The sequence below is a fragment of the Acuticoccus sp. MNP-M23 genome (genome assembly GCF_031195445.1).
Classification (GTDB): Bacteria; Pseudomonadota; Alphaproteobacteria; order Rhizobiales; family Amorphaceae; genus Acuticoccus.
The window spans coordinates 1,562,742-1,577,982 of sequence record NZ_CP133480.1 but is presented as its reverse complement, the minus strand read 5'-3'; the positions used below and the strand labels follow the sequence as shown (position 1 = coordinate 1,577,982).

The 15,241-nt window shown below is 69.0% G+C and carries 10 protein-coding genes; all 10 read right to left on the bottom strand.

What is annotated here, in order from left to right; translation table 11 throughout:
* Nucleotides 1-6 precede the first annotated feature (6 nt).
* The 10 genes from RDV64_RS07460 to msrP all read right to left on the bottom strand — a co-directional run bounded on the left by RDV64_RS07460 (nt 7) and on the right by msrP (nt 15,212).
* Complete coding sequence (locus RDV64_RS07460; RefSeq protein WP_309198641.1) at nt 7-993, bottom strand: Hsp33 family molecular chaperone; 987 nt, start codon at nt 991-993, stop codon at nt 7-9.
* 118 nt (nt 994-1,111) lie between these two features.
* A complete protein-coding gene (locus tag RDV64_RS07455) occupies nt 1,112-2,182 on the bottom strand; it encodes a capsular biosynthesis protein (RefSeq protein WP_309198640.1) in 1,071 nt (356 codons plus the stop codon).
* Between the two features lie 194 nt (nt 2,183-2,376).
* Nucleotides 2,377-3,033, bottom strand: a complete 657-nt coding sequence (gene grpE, locus RDV64_RS07450; protein WP_309198639.1) for a nucleotide exchange factor GrpE — start codon at nt 3,031-3,033, stop codon at nt 2,377-2,379.
* A gap of 18 nt (nt 3,034-3,051) precedes the next feature.
* Nucleotides 3,052-3,372 carry a thioredoxin gene (gene trxA, locus RDV64_RS07445; protein ID WP_309198638.1) on the bottom strand — a complete coding sequence of 107 codons (321 nt, stop codon included), beginning with the start codon at nt 3,370-3,372 and terminating at the stop codon, nt 3,052-3,054.
* 57 nt (nt 3,373-3,429) lie between these two features.
* Nucleotides 3,430-6,783 (bottom strand): double-strand break repair helicase AddA, encoded by a 3,354-nt coding sequence (gene addA, locus RDV64_RS07440; protein WP_309198637.1) that lies wholly within the window; start codon nt 6,781-6,783, stop codon nt 3,430-3,432.
* The gene (gene addB / locus RDV64_RS07435) at nt 6,771-9,650 is read right to left on the bottom strand and encodes a double-strand break repair protein AddB (protein ID WP_309198636.1); all 2,880 of its coding nucleotides are present in this window, start codon (nt 9,648-9,650) and stop codon (nt 6,771-6,773) included. The genes addA and addB overlap by 13 nt, the downstream gene beginning before the upstream one ends.
* Entirely contained in the window at nt 9,647-10,363 is a 717-nt protein-coding gene (locus tag RDV64_RS07430; protein WP_309198635.1) for a nucleotidyltransferase family protein, read from the bottom strand. The genes addB and RDV64_RS07430 overlap by 4 nt, the downstream gene beginning before the upstream one ends.
* The gene (gene tsaE, locus RDV64_RS07425; protein ID WP_309198634.1) at nt 10,360-11,775 is read right to left on the bottom strand and encodes a tRNA (adenosine(37)-N6)-threonylcarbamoyltransferase complex ATPase subunit type 1 TsaE; all 1,416 of its coding nucleotides are present in this window, start codon (nt 11,773-11,775) and stop codon (nt 10,360-10,362) included. The genes RDV64_RS07430 and tsaE overlap by 4 nt, the downstream gene beginning before the upstream one ends.
* Nucleotides 11,772-14,072 carry an ATP-binding protein gene (locus RDV64_RS07420; protein ID WP_309198633.1) on the bottom strand — a complete coding sequence of 767 codons (2,301 nt, stop codon included), beginning with the start codon at nt 14,070-14,072 and terminating at the stop codon, nt 11,772-11,774. Before RDV64_RS07420 ends, tsaE begins: the two co-directional genes overlap by 4 nt.
* Nucleotides 14,073-14,210: 138 nt before the next feature.
* Nucleotides 14,211-15,212, bottom strand: coding sequence for a protein-methionine-sulfoxide reductase catalytic subunit MsrP (msrP, locus tag RDV64_RS07415; protein WP_309198632.1), 1,002 nt, complete (start codon nt 15,210-15,212; stop codon nt 14,211-14,213).
* Between the last annotated feature and the right edge of the window lie 29 nt (nt 15,213-15,241).

Here is a 15,241-nt window from a genome sequence, read left to right as displayed (position 1 = left end):
GGCCCCTCAGTGCGGCGCGGGGAGCGGCTCCAGACTGTCCGGCTCGAATCGGTAGCGCGTGTTGCAGAACTCGCATGTGACCTTGATGACCCCGTCCTCGACCATGGAAGCGCGGTCTTCCTCGCTGAACTGGTCGAGCATGACCTTAATGCGATCAGTTGAGCAGTGGCAGTCTGCACTCAAGGTGAATGCGTCGAACACCCGCACGTCCCGTTCGTTGAAGAGACGAAGAAGAAGCCGCTCAGCGGTCATTGCCGGGTCCACCAGCTCGTGATCCTGTGCGCTTTTGGCGCGGGCGGCAGCTTCCACCCAGGCGTCGTCGTCCTCGCGGTCGTCGTTGGCGGCGGCGTTGTCCGGCGCATCGCCAGGGTCGAGGTCGCGCACCACAATCCGGTCCGAGGCTTCGGGCAGGAACTGGACGGTCACGCCGCCGCCGCGCCAGCTGCGCTGCGGTGCCTCGCCCTCGCGGCGCTCGATGGTTTCGGCCACCGCCAGGCGGAACAGCGTCGGGATCTGCTCGGACTGGGCGAAATAGGCGTGCGCCACGTCCTCCAGGCTGTCGCCGGCAAGCTCCACCACGCCCTGATAGCGGCGGTTGGTCATCCGCGGGTCGATGGTGAGGGCAAGCGTCCCCGTCCCGGCAATTTCGCCAAGCGAGGGGTTCTCGCCGAGCGCCGCGACGGCCTCCGCGTCGAAGCGGGCGTAGCCGCGCAGGGCATCGGGGGTGGTGAAGTCGGTCACCACCATCGACACGGGGCCGTCGGACTGGATCTGCAGGATGACGCGGCCGTCGATCTTCAGCGCGGTGGCGAAGAGGACGTTGAGGAGAATCGCTTCGCCCAGAAAGCGGGAGACCTCGGGCGGATAGTCGTGCTTGCGCAGGATGTCGTCCAACGCAGGGCCGAGCCGGGCGATCCGGCCGCGCACGTCAAGATCATCGACGGAGAAGGGCAGGACGAGATCGTCGCTACCGGTGGTTTCGGCAGTGCTCAACGGAATGGCTCCGGATTGTTCTTGTGGTTAAGGCCGGTGCGCCGCATCTCGGCGCCGGGCCGTCTGGTCGTTGCAATCAATATAGGGATGGGGCCGGGCAAATTCACCCGGCGGCCTATCAGCGGATGCCGAGGGCTTTTGCCCGTGCGTGACGCGGCGGCGGGCCATTCGTGGCGCCGGGCGCACCGACGGTGCCGGCCAGCACCCGGTCCGCAATGGCATTGGCGGACACCGTGGTTCCCTCGCGGTTGTAGATGGTGCCGCGCACCTGGATGGACGCCGCCAGCGCCTTGCGGAACGCCTCGAACAGGGCCGGGTCCGGCGCCACGGCCTCGGTCCAGAACGCGTCAAGCGTGCCCTGGTGGACGAGGCCCGGCACATCGTAGATCGACGGCGAGAGTGTGTGGGTCGGCAGCCCCGCGGCCAGCCCGTCCAGCCCGGCGCTGGAGTTGATCGTCACCATGCCGGCGGCATCGGCGCACCAGACGCCCATGCCGAGGCCGTCGACGAAATCCACGCGGTCCGCAATGCCGGCCTCCGCGGCGAGTTTCGGGACGCGAACGGTCCAGTCCACCGGGCCAAGGTCGCCGGGATGCTTTTTTGCGACAAGCCGTGCGTCCTTGGGGGCGTGGGCGGCGAAGGAGCGGAAGGTGAGGCCCAGCGCCTCGGTGGTGTCTTCGAGCTGGGAGTTGGCGCGGATCTGGAAGTCCGTGTCGGTCTGCATGGCGAACAGATAGAAGGGCGGCTTCAGCCGTTTGCGAACGGCGGCGGCGGCCTTGTCGCGCGAGCCCTTGTGGCCCTCGCGCCAGAGGAAGCGGGCATAGGCCACGAACGGGTGGTAAAGGCCGTGCTGCCGATAGCGCGGGTAGAGGAAGCCCGCGAACACGTTGGGCAGCGCGTTCATCAGGTCGTCCCGCGTCTCCAGCAGCGGCTCGCGCGGGTACACCACCGACGTGTCCACCGGCGGCGCGTTGGCCGCGATGGCGCGGATCTCGTCCGGATCGGTCGGAAACAGGCTGTCGACGGAGTTGCCGTTCAGCTCGATGGTCATCCAGTCCGGCCGGAGGTAGCCGAGCTCGGTCACGCAAACGGTAATGCCCCGCGCCCGCGCTTCGGCGGCCGCCTCAAGATGATAGGGGCGGCGTTCGGAGTGCATCAGCACGGTGTCGATGCCGTGCCGTTCGCACAAGGCGCCGACGATGGCGCCGAAATCCGCCCGGCGGCCGCGGTAGTTGATCGCACGGCCGAAACCCCAGGCGACAGCGTCGCCGGGGCAAAGGTTGATGCGGTGGACGGATGCGCCGCCGGCCTCAAGCCGCCGTCCGATCAGGCGGAAGAGCGGCGACAGCGGGCCCTCCAGAAGGAGGACCGAGGATGCGCCTGTCAGGCGGCATCTCCGGTGCTGCCCGTTTCGGCCTTCGGCTCGGGCTTGGGGCCGCCCTTCGACACGCCGACCATCGCCGGGCGCAAGGTGCGATCGCCGATCATCGCCCCGGCCTGCACCACCTGCATGACGGTGCCGGACGCAACGTCGGGGTTCTCGACCTCGAACATCGCCTGGTGGCGGTTCGGGTCGAACCGTTCGCCCACCGGCTCGATGATCTTCACGCCGTGGCGCTCGAGGACGCTGGCCAGCTCGCGGCCGGTCATGTCGATGCCTTCGACCAGACCCTTGACCTCTTCGGGCAGGGACTCCCGATCCTCGATCAGGGAAAGCGCACGGCGGAAATTGTCCGCCACGTTGAGGATGTCGCGGGCGAAGGCGGTGACGGCATACTGGCGCGCGTCCGCAACGTCGCGGGTCGCGCGGCGGCGCACGTTCTCGGCCTCGGCGAGGGCGCGCAGCATGTTGCCGCGCATCTCTTCGGCTTCGGCGCGCAGTGCTGCGGTCTCGTCGACGTCTTCATCGAAGTCGCCGGCAGGGCCGTCCTCGGTCTCAGCGATGATATGCTCGTCCTCTGCATTCATGGGGCCGTCTTCGCGGGCCTCGTCGTCAGGGCGCGCTTCCTGCGGCGCGCCCTCCTTGTTTTCGCCGGACATTGCCGCCTCGTTTCGCTTTCAGATGGAAGACTTGATCCAGTCGGACAGCTTGCCCTTGGGGGCTGCACCGACCTGGGTGGCCATCGGCTCGCCGTTCTTGAACATGATCAGCGTCGGGATCGAGCGGACGCCATATTTCATGGCGGTGGCCTGGTTCTCGTCGATGTTCAGCTTGGCGATCTTCACCTTGCCGCCCATCTCGGTCGCAATCTCCTCGAGCGACGGCGCGATCATCTTGCAGGGGCCGCACCACTCCGCCCAGAAGTCGACGACCACGGGTTCGCTGGATTGGATGACATCGTTGTCGAACGATGCGTCCGTAACGTCAGAAGGGGCCATGCCGCACCTTTGTTTTATCTCTGGTTCCCAGTTAGGTATGGGTCCGTTGGGGGACCGTCAAGCGGACCCGGATGCAGCGCGGATGGGTGGCAGCACTGCGTCCATCGCCATCACCTCCTGCGTGGCGGTCCACACGATGGCCGTGCGGACCGGAACGCCCAGCATCGGCGCCACCAGCGCCTTGTAGATGGCCAGCTGCTGCGCATAGGCGCGCGGTGCCCCGGTGGCGGCTGCCGGCACGGCGCGGTCCGTCTTGAAATCGACAATAGTTGCGGTGTCGCCGAGAATGATCCGGTCGATCCGGCCGAGCGCGCGGCGGACGCTGCCGTCCGGCATCACCACATCGCCGATCACATCCACTTCGGCGTGGGTGGTGCCGGCCAGCGCCGGGAGCGCCAGAGCAGCAAGGGCCTCGCCGGCAATCGTCGCGGCGGTATCGGCATCCAGTGCCGGATGGCGGGTGGCGATCCGCAGCGTCATGGCAGCAAGATCGCCGCCGCGCTCGATGAGGTCGTGGATCAGTGCGCCGTAGGCCGCGGCGGGGAGTGCGCGGTCGTCGGGACCAAGCGTGACCGGCGTGTGGTCCCCGTCCGACGGGGTGATGGCCGGGGGGCGTTGCGGCAGCGGAGGTGCCAGCATGGTGAGCCACGCGGGCGCCGGTTCCGCGGCGGGCGTCGGTTTCGGGTCGTGGGTGGTGGCGGGCGCGGCCTCGCCGGCAGGGTTGCGCCAGGCGAGCATGGTGCCGAGCGCCATGTCGCGCGGCTCGCTGCCTTCCTCCAGCGCGGCGCTGACGATCTCGTGCCACATGCCCGGCGCGGGCTTGCGGGTGCGGTAGGCGCCGCACACCACAAGATGCCGTTCGGCTCTGGTCATCCCCACATAAAGGAGCCGGTTGTGCTCGGCGCGGGCGGCAATTTCCGCAGCGTCCAGCACCGCGGCGATGGCGCGCGGGCGGTCTGCCTTGGCGGGTGCCAGCGCCAGAACCTCGGTATCTGCGGGACCTGCGAGGGGAACGACGGCGCCGCCCTTGGGGAGCGGGATGGAGGCGCCCACATCGGCCAGGAACACCACTTCGGCTTCCAGCCCCTTGGCACCGTGGACGGTCATCACCCGGACCTTGCCGGCGCCACCTTCGGCAGAGCGGCGGATTTCCTCGGTCAGCGTTTCGAGGCGCAGGAGGAAGGGTTCCAGCGCAGGAATGCCCTTGCCCTCGAAATCGAGTGCAATGTCGAGGAAGGCGTCCAGCGCGTCTTCGGCCTCCGAGCCCATGCGGGCCGCAAAGTCGCCGCGCCGGCCCTCGCCAATGAGAATTCCGGCGAAGAAATCGAACGGGCGGGCGCGCCGGGCCGCGTGCCGCCAGCGCCTGAGGGTGGCGTGAATTCCGGCGCTGGCGGGGTCTTCGGCAAGCGCTGACCAGAGGCTGCCGTCCCGGCCGTGGCAGAGGCGGAAGAGGGTGTCCTCGACCACGTCGAACAGCGGACTGCGCAGGACCGCGGCCAGCGACAGATCGTCGGTGGAGATCAGCGCACGGGCCAGCGCCAGCATGTCCTTGACGGCAATGTGGCGGGTGACGTCCAGCCGGTCGGACCCGGCGGCGGGAATGCCTCTCGCCTTCAGCTCGCCATTCATCAGCGGCGCAAACTTGCCCCGGCTGCGCGACAGGATGAGGACGTTGCCGTAGTCCACCGGCGCGCCGCCGTCCGGCCCGACGGTGGCCCATGCCTCGATCTGGTCGGCAATGGCACGCACCAGGCGCACATCGCCGGCAGCGTCTGCGCTGGTGTCGAGCGGGGCGTCCCAGGCGGGGTCGACTTCGCCCTTTTCGCTGCCCACCAGCGGCCACACGTCCACGCCGCCGGCAAGATCGCGGATGGCGACGTGGCGCACGGCGCTGGCGTTGGCGGCGGTGCTGAGGTCCGCTGCGGCGAAGACGCGGTCCACTGCCGCCAGCACCTGCGGCGCGGAGCGGAAGGAGTGGGCAAGGTCCACCGGCGCAAACGGGAGGGACGCGCCTTCGGCGAGGCCCGCATAATGCGCGCGCTTTTCGTTGAAGAGATGCGGCGCTGCGCCCTGGAACGAGTAGATCGACTGTTTCTCGTCACCCACCACGAACAGCGTGCGGTGCGCCTGCCGGCTGGAGGCGCCGGCAAAGAACTCGCCTGTGAGGGCGTCGACCAGATCCCACTGGGCGGGGGCGGTGTCCTGCGCCTCGTCCAGCATCACATGGTCGATGCCGTCGTCCAGCTTGTAGCGGACCCACTCGGCGGCAATGCTGCTGCGCACGAGGTTCATGGCCGTGGCAATCTGGTCGTCATAGTCGATCAGGCCGCGGCGGCGCTTCTCGGCATCGACCACCAGATGCACCCGGTGGGCGATCTGCACCAGCGGCACGGTGGCGTGGATGACGTTGCGCGCGGCCTCGAAGGCGGCGAGCGCCGCGAGGCGGGCAAGCTCGTGGTCCAGCTTTTCGGCAAGGTCCGGCAGCGCCTCACGCACCTTCTTGGTGACGGCGTTCTTGCGGGGGGTGCCCTTGTCGGTGAGGAAAGCGGCGCGCCAGTGAATGTCGCGGATGGCGGGGTCGTCGCAGCCGATGGCCGGGGTCAGCGCGTCGGCGAATGCGTTGTCGGTCTTGGTGCCGATCTCGCGCACCTTGGCGACGATTGCCGCGCAGTCCGCATCGGTCAGGCTGGTGGAGAAGGGGGGCGGCGCATCAAGATCGAGGCCGAGCGCGTCCGCCAGGCTGGCGGTGAGCGTGGCGGTGTCGTCGCCATCGCGCAGCCAGGCGGCAAGGCGGGTGCGCTCCCGCACGAAGGCGAGCAGCATCGAAGGCAGCCCCGCGTCGGACACGAAGGGGATTGCGGCGCGGATGGCGGCGGCCACCGGACCGTCCGGCCGGGTGGTGGCTTCGGCGAGGACGGCGGCGATGGCGCGGTCGTTCAGCTCGCCTGCGGTCGCGTCGTCGAGCACGTTGAAGGCGCCGGAAATATTGGCCTCCAGCGGAAAACGGCGCAGCAGTGCGGCGGCGAAGGCATGGAGGGTCGAAACCTTCAGCCCGCCCGGTGTTTCGAGGCTGAGCGCGAAGAGGGTGCGGGCGCGCTCGGCGGCCTTGTCCGGGTCGACACCGGGGGCGAGCGCCTGCACATTTTCGCGCAATTCATCATCCGGAAGGGCGGCGAGCGCCGCCAGCTCCTTGTAGACGCGCCCGGCCATCTCGGCCGCCGCCGCGTTGGTGTAGGTGAGGCAAAGGATGGCACCCGGCGCAACGCCGGAGAGGAGAAGCCGCACCACGCGCTGCGCCAGCACATAGGTCTTGCCCGCGCCTGCGTTGGCGGAGACCCACACCGAGGCTGCGGGGTTGCTGGACCGGCGCTGCGCGTCGTTCGCCTCGGGGGGAACGTTCAGCCCTGCCATTCGCTCACCCTCGCCAGATGGTCGTAGTCGCCGTCACTGTCGGCTTCGAAGGGGATGCGGGCGCGGCTGAGGTAGCCGGTTGCGGGGTCGCCGTAGTGGGCGACCAGCGCACGGAAGGCGGCCATTGCATCCTCCACCATGGTTTCGGTGGTTTTTCCTTTGGGTTCCATGCGCTGCCACGCCACCGGGGTGCGGCCCTGGCCGATGGCAACGTAGGTCAGCCCGTCGATGGGGGAATCCGGCGAAAAATCCATCGCGCCCTCGCGCACCAGCACCGCTTCCAGCGGCAGTTGCGGTTCGAGGAGGCTTGCCACCTGCGCGGCGGTCGGCGCGCGGCCGCTCTTGTAGTCGATGATTTCGAGCTGGCCGTCTTCGCCCTCGTCAATCCGGTCGATCCGGCCGTGCAGGCGGATGCCGTCAATATTCGCGCCGGCGCTGTCTTCGATGAGCCTTGGCGTCCATGCGCCGATGCGGGCCTCTTCGGCGGCGACCACATGCGGTGCGATGTAGGCAAGGCGGGCGCCCCAGAGTGCCTGCGCGTCGGGAGCGTAGGCGAGCGGGGCCAGCGCCGTTTCCACCAGTGCGCGGAAGCGGGCTTCGGCGTCCGCTTCACGGTAGGCGCCGGTGCGCATGAACTCGGCCAGCACGGTGTGGATCAGCTCGCCGCGTTCGCCGAAGCTGGGGTCGGCCTCCATGGGGTCCAGCGGGCGCAGCTTGAGGATGCGCTTGGCGTAAAAGGCGTAGGGGTCGCGCACCAGCCGGGCAACGTCCGTCACGGCGATGGCCGTCGGGCGCGCTCCGAGCGGCGGGACGGGCGCGGGGCGGGGTGCGGGCGGTCGGTCCGCGTGGGTGTCGGCAAGGGCCGCAAGGTGGACGAGGCGGGCGCCGCGGGCAAGCGCTTTGGCGGCGGGGGCGCCGGCAACGGCGGTGAGCCGCTGCCACCAGCGCGACGCGATGGTAGGGGCGCCGCCTGCCTTGCGCGCGCGGGTAAGGGTCAGCCGCCGTGCGCCCGCGGCGACCATGTAGTCATGGGCGGAAAGCCCGATCTTGCGCTCAGGCAGGTCGATCCCGAAGGCGGTCATCATCCCGCGGGACATCCATGGCCCGGTTTCCGGCACGGCCGGCCAGGTGCCTTCGTTGAGGCCGCCGAGGATGGCGTGGTCGAACGCCTGCAACCGCGCTTCGAGCGGCCCGAGAATGCGCACGGCGGCGTCGTCCTCCGGCCCGCGCACCACAATGCCGGAGACCAGCGCCTCGAAGGTCGACGGCCAGTCGCCACTGTCGATGGCAAGCTCGGTTCGCTCGGCAAGGGTGGCGAGCGTATCAATGACGGCTTGCCAGTCGGCGCCATTGGGCGGCTCTCCGGCGGCTGCGATCACCGCCTCGGCATGGGCGGCGGCCAGCGCGCCAACGGTGACGCCGCGGCCGAGCTGGGCCAGCGGGGCAAGAGCGCTCAGCACGGCGGTGCCCAGGCGTTGCGCATCGGCATTGCCGCGCGCGGCGAGGGCGGCGGCCATGCGGCCGGGGCCGATCCGTGGGCCGCGCAGCAGCGCCTCGATGCCTTCGATGCCCGGGCGGTCGGCCCCGGCGAAGGCCAGCGGGTGCTTGAGGAGGGCCAGCCATTCGGCAGCGGAGCCGCCAGCGGTAACGGCGGCGACAAGCCGGGCAAACACGCCTGCCGGGGTGGCGGTGAGCGGTTCGCCGGCGGAGTCGTCCACCGCGATGCTCCAGCGGCGGAGGGCGTGGCAGACGCGGCGGGCCAGGGGCCGGTGCGGGGTGACCAGCGCCACCGTTTCGCCGCGTTCCACCGCTTCGCGCATGGCAAGCGCCACGGCGGCGGCCTCGGTGCGTTCGTCCTCCGCCTCCACCATCGCAACATTTTCGAGTGCTGCCGGAATGTCGATGGCGGTGCGGTCGGCGGTCCAGCGGCCGGTGGCGGGAGCCGGACGCAGCGATGCGTTGACGAGGGCGATGCGCGAAGGTGTTGCCGTCGCTCTGGTGGGGGTGAGGCGCGCCACATCGCCGGGCGCGCAGCCGAGGGCTTCCAGAAGCTGGCCGAGACCATATTGGGGGTGGCCGGAAGCATCCGGCGCATCCTCCAGCGCGGCCCAGTCTTCTGCGGTGGCATTGCGGTCGAACGCGGGGAGGACCACCGCGCCGAAGGGGCTTCTCGCAATGGCCCGGATGAGGCGGCGGGTTGCGGGAATGGAGCCGGTGGAGCCAGCCACAATCATCGGCCCGGCGGCGTTCCCGACGGCGGTGGCGGCGGCTTCGGCCTCGAGGCGGCGGGCGGCGCCTTCGGTGATCTTGCCGTTGGCGGCAAGATGCGCGGGCCAGGCCTCGGTGGCGATGGACAGAAAGTCGGTGGTGAGCTTCCAGTGGCTGGCAAGGTCGGCCCGCTCGACGAGGCCCGGCAGGTCCGCCCAGTCCGCTTCCTGGGTCTCCACCTGATCCATCAGCGCCATCAGATCGTCGGCAAGGCGAACGGCGTCGGCGCCGGAGGAGGGGAGCAGCGTGCGCGAATCCGGTTCGCCGTCCACCGTCAGCCGCCGTGCGAACACGCGGACCAGCGAGGCGAGCGCAACGCGTCCCTCCAGCGTGCCGACGGTGGCGGGCGTATCGAGGGTCTCGTCGTCGGTCTCGCCAAGCGCCTCGATCCGGGGCAGCACGCTGGGCTTGCCGGCCACATCCAGAAAGGCTTCGGCCAGCGCGCGGGCGGCGCGGCGGGTGGGGAGGTAGACCGTGGCGCTCGCCATGGCGAAGGGGTTGTCCGGCGCCTTGCCGTCCGGCCACAGGGTGCCATCGGTGAGACGGGCGGCCAGCGTTTCGAGGAACGGATCGCCGGCGTCGACCGAAAAGACCCTCATGTGTGGCTGGCGAGGTAGGCTTTTTCGGCAACCCGGATCGATTGGGGGGTGCCGACATGGAGGAAGATCCCGTCGAGCCGGAGGCCGAACAGCCGGCCCTGCTCGATCAGCCTGTCGAAGGTGACGTTGAGGGAGAACCGACCCTCCGGCGCCCCCTCGAAGGCGCGGGGGCTGAACACGGCGCACCCGGCATAGATGAACGGCGCGAGCCGCCGCTCCGCCCGCCGCTCCAGCCGTCCGTCCGGCGACAGCGAGAAGTCGCCCCGTCCGTCGTAGCCGATCGCGCCCACGGTGGGCGCGAGAAGGAGGAGGCCGTCCATCCGGTCGGGGTCGAATGCGGCGACCATGCGCTTGAGCGTATTGGAGGCGCCCTCGATGAAGAAGGTGTCGGCGTTGGCCACCAGAAAGGGCGCGTCGCCGAGCAGCGGGAGCGCCTTCACCACACCGCCGCCGGTTTCGAGCATCACGTCCCGCTCGTCCGAAATGGCGACGCGGTCGCCCTTGCGTCGGCGCACATGCACCTCGATGAGATCGGCGAGATAGTGGACGTTGACGACGATCCGGTCGACGCCCGCGCTGTCCAGCCGGTCGAACACATGGTCGATCAGGGACTGGCCGGCCACCTCGATCAGCGGTTTTGGCGTCATTGCCGAAAGCGGGCGCATCCGCGCGCCGCGGCCGGCTGCCAGCACCATGGCGGCAAGTTCGCTCATTGCGTGTCCATCACATCGGTATTTTCCGCAAACCAGGCGGCCAGCGGGGCAAGGGCCGGCGCCGCGGCTAGGTTCTGCGCGATTGTCGCCTTCATCCGCGGGATATGTTGAAGATATTGCGGCTTGCCGTCCCGGTCGTTGAGGCGGCGGAAGACGCCGGCAATCCGGGTTGCCCGCTGGGCGCCGAGAAGGGCGTAGGTTTCGTGCCACAGCGCCATGTCGAGCCCGGTGCGGCCGGCCAGATAGCGCGCGATGATCTCGCCCTCCAGCGCGCGCGGGATGGCGACGCGGGCGTCCTGCGCGAGCGAAACCACATCGTAGGCGGAAGGGGCGATCATGGCGTCCTGATAATCGATGATGCCGATGCGCGCGATGCCTTCGCGCGCCGGAAGCCACAGACAATTGGGCGAGTGGTAATCGCGCAGCGCCAGCCTGTCGTCGCCGCGCCACATCGTGCCGATGGCGGCCCGCCACAGCCCGTCATACTCCGGCGTTACCGGAGATTTCAGCAGCCATTCCATGAACAGCGTCACTTCCAGTGCCGCAAGGTCGGCGTCGAAGCGGGGCGGCGTATAGGCGGGCGGCGCGGTGGTGCCCGTTTCGTGGAAGGCGGCAAGCGCATCGGCGGCCGCAAGGTAGCGCTCTTCCACCGGGGCGCCGTCCTCGGCAATCTTGCCGTCGCCGAGGTCTTCCAGAAGGATGAAGCCTTCCTGCGCATCGGCGGCGTGGACGGCGGGGGCGGACAGCCCGCAGCCGCGCAGAAGTGCGCCGACAGCCAGGAATGCGTTGTTGTTGCCGTCCGCCAGCCGGGCTCTGGCGGGGTAGGAGTCCGGTGCCGGCACAAAGCTCGGCGCGTTCATCAGAACGGCGCTTTCGTCCGGCCGCACGAGGCGAACATAGGAGCGGGTGGAGGCATCCTGCTTGAGCGGCAGCACCGCGGCATCGCCCCAGCCCGCCGCTGCGATGAACCCGTGCATCGCCTGCCTTCGTGCAAACCTTGCGGCCCAGGGCGCCGGCGCATCGAGCGTGACGGTGCGCGCCTCGTCGCCTTCGGCAAACTGGATGGTGAGGGTGATGGGGAGCGGCTCGCGCGGCCACTCGATCAACTCGGCAGCGTCCGGTTCGCCAAGGCCCAGCTCGTCCATCTCGGCCGGATCGGTAACGCGGTATAGGTCCACGTGGCGCACGGGGATGCGCCCGTCATAGGCCTGCACGATGGTGAAGGTGGGGCTTGGCACCTCCATCGCCGGATCTTCGGCCAGAGCGCGCAGGATGGCGCGGGCCAGCGTGGTCTTGCCGGCGCCAAGGTCGCCGATGAGGGCCACACGGTCGCCGGTGGCAAGGACGGACGCGATGTCGGCGCCGAGGCGGGCCATGGCGGCCTCGTCTTCAATGGCGAGAGTGAGTGTCACGCTGCGTCCTGCACGGTTGCCTTGTGCTGGTGGCGCGGGAAGCGCACCACCACCGCCGCGCCCGGCCCGTCCACCGGGTCGACCGCAACCGTGCCGCCGTGGAGTTCGACAAAGCTCTTCACCAGCGCCAGCCCGAGGCCGACGCCACCGCGGCGCCCCTGCGCCCCGGAGGTCATGAACCGCTCGAACACGGCCTCTGCCTTGTCCTTCGCAATGCCGAGGCCGCGATCACGCACGGAAATGGCGACGAACCCGCCCTCGCTGCGGCCGTCCACGGTGATGGCGCTGCCCTCCGGCGCGTGGGCGACGGCATTGGACAGGAGGTTGAACAGAACCTGGCGCACGCGCTGCGCATCTCCTTCAAATTCGGCCGCATCCGGCGCAATGTCGATTTCCAGCGCGATGGACTGTTCGGCAATCCGGTCCTGCAATCCCTCGGTCACTTGCGCAAGGGCTGCGTTCACGTCCACCGGCGCGGTGGCCAGCTCCATGATGCCGGCGTCGATGGTGGCAAGGTCCAGAATGCCGTCGATGATAACCAGCAGCGCCTCGGACGAGGTGGAGACGTAGCTCGCATACTCGGACTGTCTTGGTGTGAGCGGCCCGGTTTCCGGGCGGTTGAGCAGCTGGGTGAAGCCGATGATGGTATTGAGCGGCGAGCGCAGCTCGTAGGATACGTGCTCGATGAATGCGTTCTTGAGCTTGTCGGCCGCCTCCAGTGCGTTGTTGCGGTCGAGGAGGGCACGGGCGACGTTCACGGTGTCGGTCACGTCTGCGAATGTGGCCAGTGTCGACCCGTCGGGCAGCGGGTTGAACGCATAGTCGAGAACGCGGCTGTCGGCGCACTCCAGCCGGCCCTTTTCGGTCACGCGGTACTCGGTGAGGCCAGTGACCTGGCCGATGAGGGTTTCCCACACCGCCAGCATTTCGGGAGGTGCGCTGCCGGCAATGTCGCGCACATGGTCGCCCACCTCGGCCGCGCTGGCGCCGGAAAGGTGCCAGAATGCGGGGTTGGCGAGGCGGAGCAAACCATCCGGGCCGAAGCTCGCGACGCCCTCGCCCAGATTGTCGATGGTCTCGCCTTGTGCGCGCGAAAGCGTGTTGTACCGGCGTTCCAGCGCCAGCTGCTCGGTGACGTTTTCGTAGATGTATGTCACGCCGCCGTCGGAGCCGGGGTTTGCAATCACGCGCAGCGTCTGCCCGTCGGGCAGGTGCCACCAGCGCTCGAAGCTCTCGCGCGTTTCGTAGCCCTTCAGCTGGTCGCGCTTCCAGGCCTTGAAGTCCGCGGTTTCGGGCAAGCGGCGCTCGCTGCGCAGATGATCGAGAACGCGCTCTTCCGGCGGGGCCTGCTCCAGAAAGGCGGGGGGCAGCGCAAACAGGGTTTCGAAGGCGGCATTGTGGAAGGCCAGCCGCTGGTCCGGCCCGAAGATGGCGATGGCGGTGGCAAGACGGTCCAGCGTGGCGGCATGGCTTTGCAGCGCGCGCGATTGCGCGGTGAGCGACTGGGTGATCTCGGTGACGTCCATCGCCAGCGCTGCCAGCGCCCCCTCGCGCCGCTCTGCGGCAACATCGAGGATCCGGCGTTCGCCCTTCACGATGGTGGACACACGTTCGGCAAGGGGTCCATCGCCGGCGCGCAGCTTGCCGGCAGCGTTGGCGTCCAGCAGCGTTTCCGCGCCCGCTGCGGCAAGGTCCGGCGTCCGGGCGCCCACCGCGTCCGCATAGGCAGCGTTGACCCAGAGGCGTTCGCCCATTTCGTTCTCCACCCAGGCGGCGTGGCAGAGACTGGCGACGAGGCTTGCGATCCGCTCTGGCACGGCGCCCGCGCCGCCGCCGCCATTCTGGGCCTCGATGAAGATGGTCGGTGCGCCGCCATCCATGCTGCCCACGGCGGCAAGGCCGTCTTCGCCCAGAAGCTGGCGGAAGGGGGTGCCTTCGGCCAGCGCCGCAACCGCGGCAGCAAGCGGGCCGTCTCCGGCCACGGCGTCGTTCACGCTGGCAGGTACGGGGCCTGCGACAATGGGTGTGCCGGCGGGGGTGAGCCGGACCGCGGCAAGGGCACCGCGGGCCAGCGTCTCGTCGGCCAGGGTGCGGGCGATACGGTGCGCCCGCGCCTCGTCGGTCGCCGCAAGGGCGGTGCGGGTGGTGCGGGCGGCATAAAGAAGCGCCGCGGCGGCCAGAATGAAGGCCGCCGATGCGAGGAGCCAGCCGGTCACCATAAAGACGGCAACGTTCCGGCAGGGGTCATCGGCCACTCCGTCCGGCGCAGGGCGCCGGGTTGCGCCGGATGCCGCCATTGCGGCCCGCGGCTCGGGATTTGCCGCGCAGGCCCCGTCCGGGCGGTCTGCGCGCGGTGCCGATCCTAATCCCGCAGGCGGGCTTCGCGAAGACCCGTTCTCGCCCGATCAACCGGAGATCCGGTTGCGGGGTATGTCTCAATAATAAAGGCGCTCGCCTTCCTTGTCCGCGTAGAGGCCGGCAACCTCGTCGGCGTAGCCGTTGTAAAGGAGCGTCGGGATCCGCTCGTCGCTGCCCAGGGGCTGTTCGGTGGCCTGGCTCCAGCGGGCGTGCGCAACTTCGGGGTTCACGTTGGCCCAGAAGCCGTATTCAGCGCCGGCAATGTCCATCCAGAACGAGCTTGGCCGCTCATCGGTAAAGGTGAAACGCACCAGCGACTTGGCGGACTTGAAGCCGTATTTCCACGGCAGTGCCATGCGCAGCGGTGCCCCGTTCTGCTCCTCGATCGGCGCGCCGTAGGCCCCTGTCACCAGGAAGGCGAGCGGGTTGGTGGCCTCCTCCATGGTGAGGCCTTCCACGTAGGGCCATGGGTACCAGGACTGGCGCTGGCCGGACGCAATGTCCGGTTCCATGAACGTCTCGGTGCGGATGTATTTTGCACCGGACAGCGGCTTTGCCAGGGCGACGAGATCGGCCATCGGGAAGCCCGTCCACGGCACGACCATGGACCATGCCTCCACGCAGCGATGGCGGTAGACCCGCTCCTCCAGCGACATCTTGCGCAGGAGCGTGTCGATATCGAGGGTCTGCTCCTTTTCCACCATGCCGTCGATGGTGACGGTCCACGGCCGGATCTGAAGCTTCTGCGCGGCCTTGAAGATGCGCTTGTGCGAGCCGAACTCGTAAAAATTGTTGTACGTGGTGACCAGGTTCTCGTCCGATATGGGACGCATCACCTGATAGGCCTCGTTGCGCGGCGCGGGGTAGAGGCCGGCGGACGGGTCGTTTTCCACGTCCGGCGTCGGCACGTTGTCGCCGCCGAGCAGCCGGTCGAAGATGTTGGCGTGGGCGGGGCCTGCGGCTATGGCGCCTGCAGCAATGCCCGCCGTCTTCAAAAAGGCGCGGCGGTTGCGAAACACCCCCTCCGGCGTGGCAGTCCGTTCCGGCAAAGCCCAGCGCGGTTTGAAATGGACGGGCATGTTGTGGCCTCGCAATCTGATCCGACAAT